This is a genomic window from Streptosporangium sp. DT93 (assembly GCF_049844535.1).
Classification (GTDB): Bacteria; Actinomycetota; Actinomycetes; order Streptosporangiales; family Streptosporangiaceae; genus Streptosporangium.
The window spans coordinates 659,328-674,226 of record NZ_JBNCLF010000001.1 but is presented as its reverse complement, the minus strand read 5'-3'; the positions used below and the strand labels follow the sequence as shown (position 1 = coordinate 674,226).

The 14,899-nt window shown below is 72.1% G+C and carries 22 protein-coding genes; 15 read left to right on the top strand and 7 right to left on the bottom strand.

Annotated features, from left to right (window positions below; all coding sequences use genetic code 11):
• Positions 1 to 12: 12 nt before the first annotated feature.
• The 14 genes from ACLQ2R_RS03155 to ACLQ2R_RS03090 all read left to right on the top strand — a co-directional run bounded on the left by ACLQ2R_RS03155 (position 13) and on the right by ACLQ2R_RS03090 (position 8,901).
• Positions 13 to 246: a hypothetical protein gene (locus tag ACLQ2R_RS03155; protein WP_425957733.1), complete on the top strand. Its 234-nt coding sequence runs from the start codon at positions 13 to 15 to the stop codon at positions 244 to 246.
• A complete protein-coding gene (locus tag ACLQ2R_RS03150; RefSeq protein WP_425957732.1) occupies positions 243 to 689 on the top strand; it encodes a hypothetical protein in 447 nt (148 codons plus the stop codon). Before ACLQ2R_RS03155 ends, ACLQ2R_RS03150 begins: the two co-directional genes overlap by 4 nt.
• 1 nt (position 690) lies before the next feature.
• A complete protein-coding gene (locus ACLQ2R_RS03145) occupies positions 691 to 1,137 on the top strand; it encodes a hypothetical protein (protein ID WP_425957731.1) in 447 nt (148 codons plus the stop codon).
• 9 nt (positions 1,138 to 1,146) lie between these two features.
• Positions 1,147 to 1,650: a hypothetical protein gene (locus ACLQ2R_RS03140; RefSeq protein WP_425957730.1), complete on the top strand. Its 504-nt coding sequence runs from the start codon at positions 1,147 to 1,149 to the stop codon at positions 1,648 to 1,650.
• An 18-nt stretch (positions 1,651 to 1,668) separates the two neighbouring features.
• Entirely contained in the window at positions 1,669 to 3,453 is a 1,785-nt protein-coding gene (locus tag ACLQ2R_RS03135; RefSeq protein ID WP_425957728.1) for a LamG-like jellyroll fold domain-containing protein, read from the top strand.
• Positions 3,454 to 3,473: 20 nt separating this feature from the next.
• The gene (locus ACLQ2R_RS03130) at positions 3,474 to 5,309 is read left to right on the top strand and encodes a hypothetical protein (protein WP_425957727.1); all 1,836 of its coding nucleotides are present in this window, start codon (positions 3,474 to 3,476) and stop codon (positions 5,307 to 5,309) included.
• Positions 5,306 to 5,710, top strand: coding sequence for a hypothetical protein (locus tag ACLQ2R_RS03125; protein WP_425957726.1), 405 nt, complete (start codon positions 5,306 to 5,308; stop codon positions 5,708 to 5,710). The genes ACLQ2R_RS03130 and ACLQ2R_RS03125 overlap by 4 nt, the downstream gene beginning before the upstream one ends.
• Positions 5,711 to 5,750: 40 nt before the next feature.
• Positions 5,751 to 6,053: a hypothetical protein gene (locus tag ACLQ2R_RS03120; RefSeq protein WP_425957724.1), complete on the top strand. Its 303-nt coding sequence runs from the start codon at positions 5,751 to 5,753 to the stop codon at positions 6,051 to 6,053.
• A complete protein-coding gene (locus ACLQ2R_RS03115; protein WP_425957723.1) occupies positions 6,050 to 6,280 on the top strand; it encodes a DUF7620 family protein in 231 nt (76 codons plus the stop codon). The genes ACLQ2R_RS03120 and ACLQ2R_RS03115 overlap by 4 nt, the downstream gene beginning before the upstream one ends.
• Positions 6,277 to 6,642 (top strand): hypothetical protein, encoded by a 366-nt coding sequence (locus ACLQ2R_RS03110; protein ID WP_425957722.1) that lies wholly within the window; start codon positions 6,277 to 6,279, stop codon positions 6,640 to 6,642. The genes ACLQ2R_RS03115 and ACLQ2R_RS03110 overlap by 4 nt, the downstream gene beginning before the upstream one ends.
• Positions 6,639 to 7,460, top strand: a complete 822-nt coding sequence (locus tag ACLQ2R_RS03105) for a peptidoglycan recognition protein family protein (protein WP_425957720.1) — start codon at positions 6,639 to 6,641, stop codon at positions 7,458 to 7,460. The genes ACLQ2R_RS03110 and ACLQ2R_RS03105 overlap by 4 nt, the downstream gene beginning before the upstream one ends.
• Positions 7,460 to 7,813 (top strand): hypothetical protein, encoded by a 354-nt coding sequence (locus ACLQ2R_RS03100; protein WP_425957719.1) that lies wholly within the window; start codon positions 7,460 to 7,462, stop codon positions 7,811 to 7,813. The genes ACLQ2R_RS03105 and ACLQ2R_RS03100 overlap by 1 nt, the downstream gene beginning before the upstream one ends.
• A gap of 2 nt (positions 7,814 to 7,815) precedes the next feature.
• Positions 7,816 to 8,109 (top strand): hypothetical protein, encoded by a 294-nt coding sequence (locus ACLQ2R_RS03095; protein WP_425957718.1) that lies wholly within the window; start codon positions 7,816 to 7,818, stop codon positions 8,107 to 8,109.
• Between the two features lie 150 nt (positions 8,110 to 8,259).
• On the top strand, positions 8,260 to 8,901 hold the full coding sequence (locus tag ACLQ2R_RS03090; protein ID WP_425957717.1) for a hypothetical protein: 642 nt from the start codon (positions 8,260 to 8,262) through the stop codon (positions 8,899 to 8,901).
• 62 nt (positions 8,902 to 8,963) lie between these two features.
• On the opposite strand, the gene ACLQ2R_RS03085 is transcribed toward ACLQ2R_RS03090, so the two are convergent.
• Together ACLQ2R_RS03085 and ACLQ2R_RS03080 are read right to left on the bottom strand one after the other, a co-directional pair.
• Positions 8,964 to 9,221 carry a hypothetical protein gene (locus ACLQ2R_RS03085; protein WP_425957716.1) on the bottom strand — a complete coding sequence of 86 codons (258 nt, stop codon included), beginning with the start codon at positions 9,219 to 9,221 and terminating at the stop codon, positions 8,964 to 8,966.
• Positions 9,222 to 9,523: 302 nt separating this feature from the next.
• Positions 9,524 to 9,727 carry a hypothetical protein gene (locus ACLQ2R_RS03080; RefSeq protein WP_425957715.1) on the bottom strand — a complete coding sequence of 68 codons (204 nt, stop codon included), beginning with the start codon at positions 9,725 to 9,727 and terminating at the stop codon, positions 9,524 to 9,526.
• Positions 9,728 to 9,860: 133 nt separating this feature from the next.
• Between ACLQ2R_RS03080 and ACLQ2R_RS03075 the strand changes: the two genes are divergently transcribed.
• Positions 9,861 to 10,130, top strand: a complete 270-nt coding sequence (locus tag ACLQ2R_RS03075) for a hypothetical protein (protein ID WP_425957714.1) — start codon at positions 9,861 to 9,863, stop codon at positions 10,128 to 10,130.
• A 54-nt stretch (positions 10,131 to 10,184) separates the two neighbouring features.
• Here the strand turns inward: ACLQ2R_RS03075 and ACLQ2R_RS03070 are convergent, their stop codons facing one another.
• From ACLQ2R_RS03070 to ACLQ2R_RS03050, 5 genes are all read right to left on the bottom strand, one after another.
• The gene (locus tag ACLQ2R_RS03070; protein WP_425957713.1) at positions 10,185 to 10,367 is read right to left on the bottom strand and encodes a hypothetical protein; all 183 of its coding nucleotides are present in this window, start codon (positions 10,365 to 10,367) and stop codon (positions 10,185 to 10,187) included.
• Between the two features lie 145 nt (positions 10,368 to 10,512).
• Entirely contained in the window at positions 10,513 to 12,375 is a 1,863-nt protein-coding gene (locus ACLQ2R_RS03065) for an FtsK/SpoIIIE domain-containing protein (RefSeq protein WP_425957712.1), read from the bottom strand.
• The gene (locus ACLQ2R_RS03060; protein WP_425957711.1) at positions 12,372 to 13,427 is read right to left on the bottom strand and encodes a hypothetical protein; all 1,056 of its coding nucleotides are present in this window, start codon (positions 13,425 to 13,427) and stop codon (positions 12,372 to 12,374) included. The genes ACLQ2R_RS03065 and ACLQ2R_RS03060 overlap by 4 nt, the downstream gene beginning before the upstream one ends.
• A 90-nt stretch (positions 13,428 to 13,517) precedes the next feature.
• Positions 13,518 to 14,054: a hypothetical protein gene (locus ACLQ2R_RS03055; protein ID WP_425957710.1), complete on the bottom strand. Its 537-nt coding sequence runs from the start codon at positions 14,052 to 14,054 to the stop codon at positions 13,518 to 13,520.
• Between the two features lie 384 nt (positions 14,055 to 14,438).
• Positions 14,439 to 14,675, bottom strand: a complete 237-nt coding sequence (locus tag ACLQ2R_RS03050) for a hypothetical protein (RefSeq protein WP_425957709.1) — start codon at positions 14,673 to 14,675, stop codon at positions 14,439 to 14,441.
• Positions 14,676 to 14,899: the final 224 nt, after the last annotated feature.

Genomic DNA, 14,899 nt, shown 5'->3' with positions numbered 1-14,899 from the left:
AGGTGGTTCCCGATGGGCCTCAAGGGCTACGGCCCCGCGGACCTGGCCCGGCTGGCCAGCGTCCAAACCAACGCCGGCCGCACCGTGCCGAAGGTCATCGAGCGGCGGGTCGGACTGCGCATGGTCCGCCTCATCCGCAAGACGACCGACAGCGGCGCGATCGTGCTCACCAAGGAGTACTGGCGGCGCGGTGACCACAAGGACGTCACCGTCGCTCCGCCGCACCTGATCGGGAGGATCGGATGAGGGATCGTACGGCGCTGCGCGGCCGGGCCCGCCGCGAGCTGGAGGTCCGGGCCGCCTGCGAGGCCGAGGAAGATGCGCTCCTGGCGGCGAAGGAGGCCGCGGCCGCGGACCCGTCGCCGGAGAACGTCGCGGCCAAGCGGGCCGCGATGGAGTCCTACGCCGAGACCCGGGCGTGGCTGCGCGCGGTCGCCCGCATCGCCCAGGCCCGGCGGGAGGTCGTCACGTACGCGACGGCGACCGACGCGAAGGGGACGGCGAAGCGGCTCAAGGCGGAGGCGGACCTGGAGCGGCTGCCCCGCCTGTACGGGCCGCTCATCGCCGCCATGGAGGAGCTGGCCGGCACCTCCCCGGCGGTGGACCCGCCGGACGAGCCGCCCGGGTCGGTGGCTGTCACCCCGGCGCGCGCCCGCGGCCGGGGTCGCTTCGGAAAGGACGGTGCCTGAGATGGCGTGGACCGCACCGGGCTGGTTCGTACAGACCCACATCGACCAGTGGGACCCCAGCGCCCTCTCGATCGACCTCACCTCGGACAGCGACTTGAAGGCGGCCTTCTGGGGGCCGAGCATCACGCCCGCGTACGGGACGGACACCGCGTACGGGACGGCGCCGTGGAACAGCGGCGAGTCCAACGGCGCCGGCTACACCACGGGCGGCATCGCGGTCGTCGGCACCACCCTGGCCGTCGTGTCGGGGGCGATGAAGTTCGACGCCGACAACTTCAGCATCCCCAACAGCACGATCGAGGCCGAGGGCTACGTCCTGTACGACGACACCACCGGCGACCGGCTGGTCCTGGCCATCTGGTTCGGCGGCCCGGAAGAGACGCAGGACGGCACGTATCTGGTCACGCACGACGCCGCGGGCATCGCCTCGCTCGACCTGACCCCATAGGAGGCGCCCGTGTCCACCGTGAAGCAGCTGCTGCTGCCCGAGGAGTCCATCGGCGCGGCGGCGACGTTCGCGCCGGTCGACGTCATCCAGGGCACGAACTTCCCCGTCCCCCGGCTGCTGTTCGACGCGGCCACCGACGAGGCGCGGCACTGGAAGACCACCGCGTTCAACTTCGGGTCGGGGTCGTGGACGTTCGACATCATCTGGTACGCCACCAACGCGACGACCGGCACGGTCCGGTGGGAGATCGCGATGGCCGCGGTCACCCCCGAGAGCGACAGCCAGGACATCGAGGCGAAGGCGTACGCGACCGCGACGACCGTCGATGACGCGCACCTGGGCACCACGTCCAAGAGGTTGCACAAGGCCACGGTGGTCGTGTCCAACACCGACAGCGTCGCGGCCGACGACGACGTCCGGATCCGGCTACGACGCATCGGGTCCAACGGCGCCGACACCCTCGCCAACGATGCCGCCGTGGTCGAGGTGCGGGTCTCCTACAGCGACACCTGACCGGGAGGTTGAGCTGCTGTGGCGGTTCGTTTCAGTGCTGACAGCCAGGACTACACGCGGGCCCTGTCGCTCGGCGCCGTCACCCAGTGGAGCATCTCGTGCTGGGTGAAGATCAGCGTGGACCGCAACGCCTACAGCACCATCTGGTGCCTGGACGGCGAATCGGGGGCGAGTTACTACCTGCTGCAGACCGACACCGACGGCGTGAGCCTGCAGGTGTACACCGACGCGGTCAGCGGGATCAACCCCACCGGCGGTGTCCTGACCGCGGGGACCTGGTACCACATCGGGGTCAGCGTCAACGGCGCCAACGGCACCGCGGTCATCCGCGCCGCCGGGGCCGCGGCCTCCACCGTCACCACGTGGAGCACCGGCGACGCCTCGACCAACATCGGTACCCTGCGTCTGGGCGAGTCGTCCTTCAACGGCGAGTGGCTCAACGGCGCCATGGCCGCGTTCAAGATGTGGACCGGCGCGACCCTGACGCGCGACGAGCTCGATCAGGAAGGCCTTTTCACCGCGCCTCGCAGGACGGCCGGGCTGCGCGTCTGGTATCCGTTCAGCCAGGCGGGCACCGCTGACGCCTCTGGTCTCGGCAATACCCTGTCCGGCGGCACCGGGGCCGCGACGGAGGACGGCCCGCCGATCGCCTGGCGGCCCGCGCGGCGCCGCACCTGGACCCGCCTGTCGCTGAACGCCGACCTCACCCCGCCCACGCTGACCGGCACCACGTCCATGCCGACGCCGGCGGTCTCGACCGGGGTGACGGTCGGCCCGTCCCTGCTGACCGGCACCACGTCCATGCCGACGCCGGACGTGTTCGTCGGGTCCTCGCCACCGACGAACGTGCAACCGGGCCTGCTGGCCGGCACCACGAGCATGCCGACGCCCACGGTCACCACCGTGAAGAACGTCACCATCACCCCGGTGCCGCTCATCGGCCGCGCCATCATGCCGATGCCGGATGTCGGTGTGCCCATCAATCCCGGCGACGACCTCGACTCCCCCGGGCAGCTCACCTACAACGGGTTCCGGATGGGGTCCGGCACCCCGTACTCGTGGAAGCTGCTGACCGGGTGGTGGGTCGACATGCCCACCCTGGACAACGGCGACACGGCCGACCCGACCGCGCACGGCGCCATGCCCGGCGCGAAGTACGCGCAGTCGCGGATCGTCACCTACGAATCCCTCATCACGGTGCCCCGCGCGGAGATCGAGCAAGTCGCCGCCGACTTCCTCGCGGGCCTGCCGGTGCCGGACGCCGACGAGCAGCTCCCCATCGCGGTCCGGATCAGAGATCAGATCCTCATCGGGTACGGGGCATGCACGGCCAGAGCGGCGCCCATCGACGTGTACGAGAGTCTGGGCATCCTCAAGGCGACCGCCCAGTTCACATTGGCCCGGCCCGAGTTGTACAGCCGGGAGCTGTTGTCGGCGACCATCGACGACGGCGGGTTCGTCGAGGTCACTAACCTCGGCAACACCCGCACCAAGCCGCTCCTGCGCTGCCCGGGGCCCGCGAACGGCCCGCAGCTGATCGTGGAGCGGATCCTGCCGGACGGGTCCACGGACCTGAGGGTCATCGAGTTCGACCTGGAGGTCCTGGCCGGGGAGATGCTGATCATCGACCCGGCCAACGGCACGGTGACGATCGGCGACGTCTCCAAGCTCCGCACCCGCACCGGCGCCTCGGTCGGGGTCCCGGACTTCGTGCTCGGCCCCGGGGTGTCTGAGCTGTCCTACAGCACCGCCGACGGCGATGCCCCGGCCGCGACCGCCCTGTGGCGCCACGCCTACCTGTAACCACCGTGAGGAGGTGAGCTGTGGCCGCAACTCCCCGCTCCGTCGCCGCCAGCCAGGTTGACGGCGAGACCGGCACCGCTGAGCGCGGAGACGCCCAGCCCGGCGACGTCCTGCTCGCCTTCCACTCCGCGGACGAGCTCGGCGGCCTGGCCGGGATGACCATCTCCGGCGGCGGCACCTGGACGCCGCTGGAGGAGCTGGCGGCGTCCAACTGGTCCGGGTCGCGGATCTGGCGCAAACCCGTCGGCGGCTCCGAGCCTGACGAGTACGACATCGCGCAGGGCACCGCCGACACCGCGGGCGTCGTCATCATCCTGGTCATCCGGGGCGGCGACCCGAACAGCATCGTCGTCACCAAGCAGGTCGGCTCTGTCGCCCCGGCCGCGACCCCGGCGTCTGCGTCGGGCCTGGAGATTCGCTACAGCGCGGGCGCCCCCTCGCTTCCCACCTCGTGGGCGCAGCATCCCGGCTATGACGGCCTGGACGTGCAGAACGGGGCGTTCACCACCGCCGGTCTCGCGGTGCGCCCGTACCTGTCGTCCGGCGCGGTCGGCGAGCTCGACATGGCGCCCTCGCCCCCGCTGGACGACGCGCACTCGCATGCGTTCACGCTGCTGATCCGGTCCCTGGGCGGGTCCGCGCCGGGCGGCGGCGAGATCCCGACCCCGCCCTCGTTCCCTGCGTTCACCCCGACCAAGGGCGTCGCGAGGACGTCGTACACGGTGCACGACGTCCTCACCGGCTCCTACGTCGGCGACATTCACCCGGCCGCGGGCCTGGCATACGACCGGCGCGACGGGGAGGCCGGCGGCTGGTCCGGCACCCTGCCCATGCCGAACCGGCGCGAGGCCGACCGCATCGCCGAGATCATCCCCCGCGACCCCGAGGACCTGTCGTCCGGGCCCGGACGCCTGGTGATCCACTCCTGGCGGGAGGGTGTCCCGTGGGGGGTGCACTGGCTGCACACCACGGAGGTCACGCGCACGGCGCGCGGCGGCCTGGCCATGCAGCTGCAGGGCACGACCCTGGACGGCTACATGAACTCGGTGTCGCTGGAGGAGGACGTCGCGTTCGGCGACGACCAGATCGTCAACGCCCGCGACTTCATCGCCCACATGAGCGCCGACTCCAGATCCAACCCCGGGTTCGCCCTGCAGGGCGGCACGTCCGGGCTGGTGCGGCCGCTCATCGCCGCCCAGGCCGACAACACCACCTACGGCCGCGTCCTGCGGGACTACTCCCAGGTCGACGGCGGGTTCGGGTACGTCATCGACCCGACCCTCGTCGGCTCCACCCTGGAACGGCGCTGGCGGTGGGGATCACCGCGCCTCGACCTCGACCAGGAATGGATCTTCACCGAGAGCCGGGAAGGCGCCGGCGAGATCACCGGATGGCGGGAACTGCGGTCCGCGCTGTCCGGCGGTACCCGGATCGGTGTCATCGGCGGGGTCCCGGAGGCCGAGGACGCCACCCAGGACCGTACCGCGGTGCGCTCCGAGCTGATCGAGACGCCGCACCTGGCGGCCGGGTGGCCGATCATCGACCTGCGCCTCAATCGTGCCAGCACGGATCTGACGGAGCTGGAGCGGTACGCGCTCCGGTACGCCGCCACCGCGGCCGGGGCGCCGCGCGTGTTCAGCATGGACGTCATCCTCGGCAAGGGCAGTGACTTCGATCCGAACGGGATCGGCGGCTGGGTGACGGCCGTGATGAACAACGACTGGCATATCCGCACCGCGAGCGGCGGCGCGTTCGCGATGCCCGCGCAGCGGCTCATCGGGTGGGCGCTCACCCCGGGCGGGCGCGGCGCCGGCAAGGACCGATTGCAGGTCGTCACCGCACAGGAGGCCGCGTGACCCCGGACCAGTTCCCGCCCGACCAGAACCGCATCATCGCCGCCCTGGAGCGGCGCATCGCGGACCTGGAGGGCCTGGTGCGGCAGACGAAGGGCGCCCCGGTCACGAAGGCGAGCGGCCCGTTCTTCCTGCCCAACAGCGGCACCCCGGACAACCCGGTCGGCGGCGCCCTGATCTACGCCTCCGGCGGGGACCTGCGCGCCCTCACCGCCGGCGGGCAGGTCCTGCAGATCCCCGGCCAGGGCTACGCGGTAGCGGATCCGGCGTTTCCGTTGACGAACGCCACGCCCACCTACACCCAGGGCCAGGTGCAGACGATCGTCAACACCGTCGACAACCACCAGACCGCGATCTTGTTGCTGCTGGCATCGCTGCGCAGCGCCGGGCACATCGACACCTGATCGCCGTCCCCTTTTCCAATTTCCTAGTGAGGAGGTGTCGGTGCCAGACCTCGCAATCCCCGACCCCGGGCCGCTGCTCGACTACGGACTCGTCGGCATCATCTTGTTCCTGATCATCCGGGGATGGCTGGCTCCGAAACCAACGATCGACCAGCTCAAAAGCGAGGTCGCCTACCTGCGCAAGCTGCTCGCACAGAGCGAGGCCGCGCACGAGAAGACCAGAGAGGCCCGGCACCTGGAAGCGGCCGGCGCCAACGCCGCGGCGCTGGCCACCGCACGAGCCAACGAGGTCCTCCTGACCGATCTGCGGGATCTCCACGGCGATCCGGAGGAGCCGACATGACGTGGTGGCGACGCGAGACCGACGACGATCAGCCCGAGCTCGACGAGCTCGCCGCACAGGTGCAGCGCTCCGACGAGCAGGCCGACCAGGCGCTGGCCGACGCACACACGATCGCGTCGCACGCCTACGCCGTCGCCTCCAGGCTCGACAGGTTGACCGCGGCGAACGGATTCGGGGACTGGGTGCTGCGCCGGGTCGCGGCCGCCAGACGAGAGGGGGAACGGTGATCATCGCCACGGTGCTGCTGTGGGTCGCGCTGATGCTCGGCATTGGGCCGATGCTGTGGTTCAGCGCGCAGTTCCGGCCGAGCCGGCCGAGGGCTTGGCCGATCCCCGAGGAGCGATGGCCGGCCTGGATTATCTGGGTGCTGGTGTCGGCGCTGCTGCTCAGCTACCTGCGCATCGCCGTGGTGCTCGTGCTGCGCACCGGTGGCATCTCTCAGGCGCACGGCTGGGTGGACGCCGCGGCGTCGGTCCTGCCGCTGTTCGTCATCGACGCCGCGATCATCCCGCTGCTGCTGCTCGCCCGTAAGTACCGGGCCTACTGGGCGGCCTACCGACAGACCCCTGACGACAAGGAGCTGCCATGACGACGATGGTCACCCGGGCCGGGTGGGGCGCCCAGCGGCCGACCCGCGCCCTCACGCCGCTGCCCCGGGCGCGCGGCGTGAAGGTCCATTACACCGGGGGGCAGGTCAGCCCGAAGATCGTGACCGATCACGCGATCTGCCTGCAGCTGATGCGGACCTTCCAGCATCAGCATCAGCGGGTCAATGGCTGGTCGGACTTCGCCTACAACCTCGCCGCGTGCCCGCACCGCCGCCTGCTGGAGGGGCGCGGTCTCGGCATCATGAGCGCGGCCAACGGCGAGGGGCAGAACAGCGGCCACTACGCGATCCTCGCCCTCGTCGGCTCCGCGGGGTTCACCCGGCCGACCGACGACCTGCTGCACGCGGTGCGCGACGGGATCGAGCTGCTGCGCAAGCACGGCGCCGGCACCGAGATCAAGGGCCACCGCGACGGCTACGCGACGAGCTGCCCGGGCGGCCCGCTGTACGCGTGGATCCAGCGCGGCGCCCCCCGCCCCGCGGCGGCCGCGGCGAAGCCCAAGCCGAAGCCGCCGGCCAAGCCCACCCCGAAGTCCACCCCCACGGAGGCCCTGGTGAAGAAGCTGCCCACCCTGCGACTCGGCGACGGCCGGGACGGCAAGGACATCCGCTGGCACGTCAAGACCATGCACTACCTGCTGCTCGCCCGCGGCTACGGCGGCCTGGACAACCTGCAGGACGACACGGTGTTCAGCCCCGAGCACGAGGCCGGTGTGAAGGGCCTGCAGGACGCGGCCGGGATGAAGCCGACGGGCGTCGTGGACGACGCCACGTGGGCGCTGCTGCTCCGCGTCGCGTAATGAGACGTACCGACCCCACCCGCGCCGGCCTGTCGGTCGAGCGCTCCCAGAACCCCCCGCCGTGGTGGCGGGCCGTCCCCAAGGAGGGGCACATCATGCACGGAGAACCTGTCACCGAGTCGCGGCCGCCGATCGAGCGGAAGGTCACCGCGAGCACGGTAGGCGCCTACTTCGGGTCCGTCGCGGGCCTGGCCGTCCTCCAGGCGCTGGGCGCCGACGTGTCGATTCTCGGCCCGCTGCCCGACCTGCTGGAGTCGCTGATCGTGTCGCTGCTCCCCGGCGGCATCGCGTTCATCGCCGGGTTGAAGGCCAAGCACACGCCGCGCCCGGACCTCCCCCAGTCGCAGCGATAGCTGTGCGCTGGAACCTCTTCCGCACCCTCGCGGAGATCCACGACCGGCTCGCGGACATCGAGCTGGCGCAGTTTCACCTCAACAGGAAGGCAGAAAAGATCATGGCCAAGCAGGACACCCTCAACGCCCTCGTCACCCGCATCGACACCGCCGTCACGGGCCTCAAGGCCGACATCGAGGACCTCAAGGCGCAGCACGAGGACGTCGACTTCAGCGGCCTGGAGGCTCGCGTGCAGGGCCTGGAGGGCCTGGACGCGGAGTACCCGGTGGCCGCACCGCAGGAGCCGCAGGAGTAACCCGGCAGGAGCCGGACGCCCCGCCGCCCTCCGGGGTGGCGGGGCCTCTTTTTCATCACATGCCCGGCGTGCCCCTGCGCGGTCCGGTTCCCCCCTGCCACGGTGGTCACGCCGCGCCACGGCCCCATCCCACTCTCCAGGAGTCCCCTGATGCGTTCCACCATGCCCGCTGTGCTGGCGACCGCCGTGCTCGCGGTCGGCCTGACCGGCGTCACCCCCGCCTCGGCCGCGCAGGCCGCCCCCGGCGACGTGGTCCACGCCTGCGTCCACAAGCAGACGCGCAACGCCCGGATCGTGAACGCCGGCGCGAAGTGCCGGACCACCGAGACCCGGATCTCGTGGGGCGGCGAGGGGCAGAGCACGGTCGCCGGTCCCGGCGCCCAGGGCCCGCAGGGCGAGCGCGGCCCGGTCGGCCAGGCCGGCCCGAAGGGCGACACCGGCGCCCAGGGCGCGCGCGGCTTCCGTGGCCTGCCCGGCAAGACCGGCCCCGCCGGACCGGCCGGGGCGCCCGGCAAGAACGGCGTCGACGGTAAGAACGGCACGGACGGCAAGGACGGCAAGGACGCCGCCGCCCTGCAGTACCTCACCATCGACCTGGCCGTCCTCGGCATCCCCGGCGTCAAGGGATCGATCACCTGCGTCGACGCGGCCGCCGACCCGGCCGTGTTCAAGATCAAGGCCGACAAGTGCACGAAGGGCGACGCGCCCACCCCGACGAGCTCGCCCACCCCGGCGCCGTCCTCCTCGTCGACCGGCGGCCAGGGGATCCCGACCCCGGTCCCGGCGCCGTAGCCGGTAGCCGCGCACACGAGAGCGCCGCCCTCCCCTGCCGGGAGGGCGGCGCTCTTTCGTGTTCAGCGGTAGCCGAGGGCGGCGAAGAACTTGGTAGCGGCGGGGGCGGCGAGGGCGGCGGCGACGGTGCCGAGGCGAATGATCTCGGCGTCGGCGGTGAGGTGCTGGCGCTCCTGCGCCTCGTGGAAGTCGCGCAGGATCTCCGCGGCCTTCTCAGCGTCGCGGGCGGGGTAGGTCTTGGTGACGATGCCCTCGGCGGTGGTGAGGGTGCCGCGGACCGCGAGGCGGGCGATGGAGGTGGAGGTGGCGGTGGCGGTCATGTCGGGCTCCGTTCGTCGTTCCTGCTGTCACGTATGACTGTACTAGAAAAACGACGATGACTGTACTAAAAAGTCTAAGTTCGAGCCGTCTGTTACTCGACTGTGACTGTCACTTATCCGGCACGCTCGTCGCTGCTGGACGGGGCACCTGTCCAATGAGACGACAGGGGGTGTCGCCTCATTGGACAGGTGCCCCGTCCGGTGATTCCCCGGCCCAGGCACCGCCCGCGGCCGAGAGGAGCGCCGCACCGGCCGGGCCGGGACCGCCCGCCCCGCCGTGGTGGCGGGGCGGGCGGTGGGGGTCAGCCGCGCAGCTGGGCGATCAGGGCGGCGTAGTTCGGGTCACTGGGGTGGGTGACCTTCAGGGCGGCGTAGGCGCGGGCCTGCTCGACCGTGCCGGGGTAGGAGACGCGGTGGAGGGGCCGGCCGGTCCTGGGGCAGATGACGTGGACCTTCTGGATCGGGTAGCCGGGGCGGATGATCTCGGCGGGGACGGTGGTGGTCATGTCGGGCTCCGTTTCTCGTTCCTGCTGTCATGTATGACTGTACCGGAAAAATGACAGTGACGGTACTGAAAAAGTGAATGTCGGGTCATCTGTGACCTGATCGTGACTGTCGTTTATCTGGTACAGTCGCCGCATGGCAGACACCGCACTCGACATCGTGGGAGCCCTGGAGATCGCCGCCAGGGCCCTGGAGAAGCACGGCGTGGACGTCAAGGTCGGCACCGTCCGCAGCTGGGAGAAGCGCCGCGCCGCCTGGGTCGAGGCCGGCCGCCCCTCCCGCAACGCCTCCCGCCCCCGCGAGGAGCCGATGCCCGACCCGCTCGGCGAGGTCAACGGATCCCCGGCGTGGTCCTGGGCCGTCATCGAGCCGTGGATGCGCCGCTCCGGCAAGCTCGACAAGTAGGCCCCGGACAGCACGACGCCCGCACCTCGGCCGAGGTGCGGGCGTCGTCTCGTCTCAGCGGCGCACTTCCCCCCTGCCCGCGCACCGCCGGCAGGCGCCGTACGCCTGCCCGTTCCAGCTCGACATCTTCCGGCCCGGGTTGGACCGGCAGGCGCGGCACCGCTTGAGCGGGTGGCGGCGCCGGTCCCAGCTCCACCAGATCACGGCCGCCGTCATCCCGGCGAGGAACAGTTCCATGCGTGTCCTTCCGCCCCCGGGCGGGCGCCTGGGGGGCTGTTTCAGGGGGTGGGGGAGATGGCCCTACCGCCCCTACCGCACAGGTCAGGCGCGGTAGGGGCGGGGTAGGGCCTGCCGGGCGGGTAGGGGCCCGGTAGTGCCAGGGTCAGACCCCGGCGAGGGCGGCCGGGATGTCCTCGCGCCGGTAGCCCTGCAGGACCCGGCCGTCGATCTTCACCGACCGCGGCGCGATCCCGTACGGCTTGAGCACGGCGGCGATCCGCTCCGGCGTCCACCCCTCGCCCAGGGCCTCCATCAGGTCGGCGGTGTGCAGCCGCCCGACCCGCTCGATCGCGGCCAGGATCTCCTGGGCCGGGTCGACCTCCTCGGCCTCGGCCGCCGTCGACGTCTCCCGGGCGGGCAGGGTGCCGGCCGCGCGGCGCAGCTCGTAGGCCACCGCGGCGACGTCGACCAGATCCGCATCGTCGAGGTAGTACGAGCGCAGCCGCGCCGGGTCGGCGCCGTCGGCGTCCAGGATGCCGACGCCGCGGTGGCTCCGGGGGATCTCCGAGGCGTCATACCCGGCGCCGACCGCGCCGGGGCCGAGCACGGCGTTGGAGGCGGTGCTGTCGGCGCACCGCATCGCCCACCGCAGCGAGCAGACGCCCTTGAGCGCCGGCGGGATGCCCTCCTTGGTGGTCCGCTGCGTCGCGAGCACCAGGAGCACGCCGGCGGCCGGGCCGCGCGAGGCGATGTCCACCAGCGCGTCCACGATGTCGGGCCCCTGCGGGGAGGCGACGTAGTAGCGCGTCTCGTCCACCACCGTGAGCTCGATGTCGATGCCGAGCTGGCGGCACAGCTCCGGGGTCAACTTCGTCGAGCCGCCCGCCTCGTCGAGCAGGTCGAAGACGCGTTCCATCTGCGCCTGCATCCGCTGGAGGTGCGCGAGCAGCCCAGCGGCGTTGCGCTTCTGAGCAGTGTGCGCAATCTTCCTCCACGGCCGGTGGTCACCGGCGCCCTTGCCGTCCCACAGATGGATGCGGACGGTGGGCGCCAGCGCGGCGGCCGAGAGCAGCCCGTTGACGGCCGCGCTCTTCCCGGCACGCGGTTCGCCCGCGACGATCAGGGAGGCGTCGACGACGCGCAGCCACTCCTCGTCCCCGCGGCCGTTGCGGCCGGCCGGGACGCCGGTCCAGAAGTCCCACGGCTCGGTGCGGCCGATCAGCGGGTGCGGGTACACCTTGAGGAACGGGTCGGTCTTGGCGACGAACACCGACAGCTGCCCGGCGTGCTCGTCCAGGGCCCGGAAGAACACCTGGCTCTCGCCCGTGCCGAGGGCGCTCGCGAAGTTGCCCTCCTTGCCCAGGCAGGCGCGCGCCTTGTCGCCGCCCGTCAGCTGCAGCACGGTGGACCAGCCGCCGTCCTCGGCCAGCACCGGCGTCGCGAGCTTCATCCCGTCGGGCCGGCCGAGCTTCGCGTCGACGGCGGCCTTGACGACGACGCCCTCGGCCGGGGTCCGGCCGGTGCCGCCGAGCCCCGGGAAGCGCAGAGGCGTCGGGCGGGCCTTGACGCGGCGGTGAACCTCGGCCGCCGTGCCGACGCTCACGACGGCGCCGGCCGCCAGGAGCGCGGCCGACCCGCCGACGGTGTAGGCGCTCATGGCCGAGGACAGGACGTACCCGCTGCCGACCCACCACGCGGTACGGCGCCGCCGGGTCCGTACCCGCTCCAGGAACTCCAGGCTCTCGGCGCCGGCGTACTCGTCCGCGCGTACCCACCGCCAGTACCGGCGAGCGAGCAGGGCGGTGCCGTCGACGGGCGCCGTACCCGCCCGCCACACGACCCGCCCGGCGCGTACCCCGTACCGGCCCTGCCGTACCTGGCGCGTGGTCGTGCGTACCCGCACCCACGCCTGGCGAGTACGCCCCCGGGTACGGGGCTGCCAGACCTCCGGTGACGTCCGCGGCCGGACGAACTCCTCGGTCGGCGCGGCCAGGGCGGCCGGCCGCTCGATCGCGGGCGCGCTCACGCCTCCACCTCGCTCCGGGTACGGGCGGCACCGCGCGGCTTCTCGACCAGGTCGGTCAGGTACGCCTGCACCCCCTGGGCCCGGGGCTGTCCGCACCCGAGCGTCTTCTTGATCGTCTGGATCGGCGGGACCTCGGCGAGCTCACCGCCGGGCGCGAACGTCTTCACGGCGCGCAGGTACAGATCGCGCGGCTCCGGGACGTCCAGGGGGAGGGTGTCCGGCTCCTTCGGGTCAGCGGGCACGCGGTCCGCGGAACGATCCGGAACGTCCGGGACGGCCGCGGTCCACTCCGGAGCGGCGCCCAGGTACGGCGGCGCGTCGTCGGGCGCGGGAGGCGCGGGGGCGTACCCGGGCGGGTACGGGCCCGGCTCGGCGACCGGCGGGGCGAGGTCCTCGCAGAGCTCTCTCCACAGGGCGTCGACGTCCAGGGCGGCCGGGACCGGGGCGACGCCGGACGGCAGGAGTACGGTCGGCGCGGGCGCGAGTACGGCGGGCGCCTGGCGTACCTCGGCGGGCGCGTCCTCGGGTACGACGTCGGGCGCGCGTACCTCGGCGGGTACGGGGCCGGGTACGTCGGTGCGGCCGATCATGCCGAGCAGGTGGACCAGGCCGCCGAGCGCGATCGGCGGGATGACGGATACGGCGACGATCAGCACCCACGCGTGGGTGCCCAGGACGATCACCTTCGCCGCGAGGAGGTGGTAGATCGCGTTGCCGACGATGCTGACGGCCACCGCGGCGAGCGCGTGCCAGAACGCGTGTCGGCGTACCTCGGCGCTGTACCTGTCCTTGTTCGTAGAGATCCTGGCGGCGCCGACGCCGTAGGCGTCCACGCTGAGCGGCACGAGCCAGCTCATCGGGACGTCGGTGCCGGCCACGTCGAAGACCTTCGTCCAGCCCGCCAGGAGGCCGAGACCGGCCAGCGCGGTGAAGGACGCGATGACGGTGGAGCTGGCGACCATGCCGACCGTGATGATCACGGTCCAGTCGCGGCGGTATGGGGTGGTGCGAATCGGTGGCGCGGTGCGGGCGCCGTGCTGTACCTCTTGCATGCGGTTTCGGGCTCCTCTTATCCAGGAGGTCGTGATCGTGAGATGGGGAGCCCCCGCCTGGCCTGTCCGCCGGGCGGGGGCTCTACTGCGTCAGGGGGCGGTCTGGTCGTCGTCGTGGCCGAGGCGCTCGACGAGCGCTCGCATCGGGCCGTCCGGGTGAGTCTCCATCTCGTCCAAGAGGGCCTGGACCATCGCGTCGGCCTCCTGAGCGTGGGCCAGGGGATCGGCGTCGGGTTCGGGCACAAGACCTCCAGCGGGCGTGACGGGCGTGACGGGTGAGAGAGGCCCCGCGCTCTGCCCTCCAGAGCGCGGGGCCCGCTGATACCGGCTCCTGGCGGCGCGCAGCGCCAGATGCAAGAGCCGGGCCCGGCAGGCAGAGGGGGGCCTCCGCCTGCCGGACGCCTGTGAGGGGGGCTGGTCCTGCGGGCGTAGCTCCCAGGGCCCGCCGGGGAGGCGGCGGACCACGATGGCGTCGGGGACGCGATGCGGGAGGAGCGAGAGCTGCACGCGCCGCAGCGCCCTGGCCACCTCCTCGGCATGGGCCTCGCTGCCTAGCACCCGGGTGATCCGCTTCTTGCCGTGACCAGGTGTGCGCTCGACCGCGTACTCGTAGTCGTCGGTGCTCATCCGCTCCTCCGCTGTGTCTCGTTGGGTCGGCGGGGCCCCCACCCCTGTCGGGGAAGACGAAGACAGGGCAGGGACCCCGTGGCGCTCCAGAACCTCGCCGCGCCTGGAGAGGATCTGGAGCTCGACCCCGCCGGCGCAGGCACCTGCCGTGCCTGCTGCCGGGGGTCTGCACCGGCCGCCGCCACCGTGATCGGCAGAGGCGACCGGCTGATCATGAGCGCCGGGACGGCCGCGGTTCGTGCGTCCCGAGCGGGGCGCCTGGGCGAGGGCAGCGCTCGCGGTCGGGAGCGGCGAGGTTCCACGCGAGGTAGGCCAGCCCGTGCAATCGCCGCCTCACTTCAAGCGCACCACCGCAGTGGCAGCAGGTTGCGTGAGGCTCGCTGATCATCCCGCCGCGCGCCGCTGCTCGTCCTGGTCGAGCTTGGCTCCGAGTTCCCAGGGGTGATCGGCGCACTCGGTGTGTCCGGGCTGGGTGCCGTACCAGGCGCCGGGGCGCTCGCCGCCGTCGCTGCGCCAGATTCGCCACCGCTTGAAGCGCTCCTGCAGGAGCATCTTCCAGTCTTCATCAGTGAGCGGGGGTGTGCCGGCCGTCTCGTTGGTCGGATGAGCGGGAGTGATCATGTAACCCTCCGGGTGTGTGGGTGGCGGCCCCTTCGCCGGGGACGAGCGTGGGGTCTCGTCAGGGGCCGCCACAGTCCGATCTGTCGCCCATCTGCATGAGGGGCGTAAGGGCGGCAGATCGGACAGTTTTTGAGCGCATTTGCTCCGGTTGGATATGGGCCTGCCTGGGCCTGCCTGGACATGCCTGGGCCGGTCCCGGCGGGGCGGGGGCGGCTGGGGCCCAC

What these genes read in the sequence shown, in the direction of transcription:
- ACLQ2R_RS03085 (WP_425957716.1), bottom strand. Translation starts at nt 9,221, where the DNA reads ATGACCGCCACCGCCACCTCCACCTCCATCGCCCGCCTCGCGGTCCGC.
- ACLQ2R_RS03070 (WP_425957713.1), bottom strand. Translation starts at nt 10,367, where the DNA reads ATGGAACTGTTCCTCGCCGGGATGACGGCGGCCGTGATCTGGTGGAGC.
- ACLQ2R_RS03100 (WP_425957719.1), top strand. Translation starts at nt 7,460, where the DNA reads ATGAGACGTACCGACCCCACCCGCGCCGGCCTGTCGGTCGAGCGCTCC.
- ACLQ2R_RS03055 (WP_425957710.1), bottom strand. Translation starts at nt 14,054, where the DNA reads ATGAGCACCGACGACTACGAGTACGCGGTCGAGCGCACACCTGGTCAC.
- ACLQ2R_RS03105 (WP_425957720.1), top strand. Translation starts at nt 6,639, where the DNA reads ATGACGACGATGGTCACCCGGGCCGGGTGGGGCGCCCAGCGGCCGACC.
- ACLQ2R_RS03050 (WP_425957709.1), bottom strand. Translation starts at nt 14,675, where the DNA reads ATGATCACTCCCGCTCATCCGACCAACGAGACGGCCGGCACACCCCCG.
- ACLQ2R_RS03155 (WP_425957733.1), top strand. Translation starts at nt 13, where the DNA reads ATGGGCCTCAAGGGCTACGGCCCCGCGGACCTGGCCCGGCTGGCCAGC.
- ACLQ2R_RS03115 (WP_425957723.1), top strand. Translation starts at nt 6,050, where the DNA reads ATGACGTGGTGGCGACGCGAGACCGACGACGATCAGCCCGAGCTCGAC.
- ACLQ2R_RS03060 (WP_425957711.1), bottom strand. Translation starts at nt 13,427, where the DNA reads ATGCAAGAGGTACAGCACGGCGCCCGCACCGCGCCACCGATTCGCACC.
- ACLQ2R_RS03090 (WP_425957717.1), top strand. Translation starts at nt 8,260, where the DNA reads ATGCGTTCCACCATGCCCGCTGTGCTGGCGACCGCCGTGCTCGCGGTC.
- ACLQ2R_RS03080 (WP_425957715.1), bottom strand. Translation starts at nt 9,727, where the DNA reads ATGACCACCACCGTCCCCGCCGAGATCATCCGCCCCGGCTACCCGATC.
- ACLQ2R_RS03145 (WP_425957731.1), top strand. Translation starts at nt 691, where the DNA reads ATGGCGTGGACCGCACCGGGCTGGTTCGTACAGACCCACATCGACCAG.
- ACLQ2R_RS03150 (WP_425957732.1), top strand. Translation starts at nt 243, where the DNA reads ATGAGGGATCGTACGGCGCTGCGCGGCCGGGCCCGCCGCGAGCTGGAG.
- ACLQ2R_RS03075 (WP_425957714.1), top strand. Translation starts at nt 9,861, where the DNA reads ATGGCAGACACCGCACTCGACATCGTGGGAGCCCTGGAGATCGCCGCC.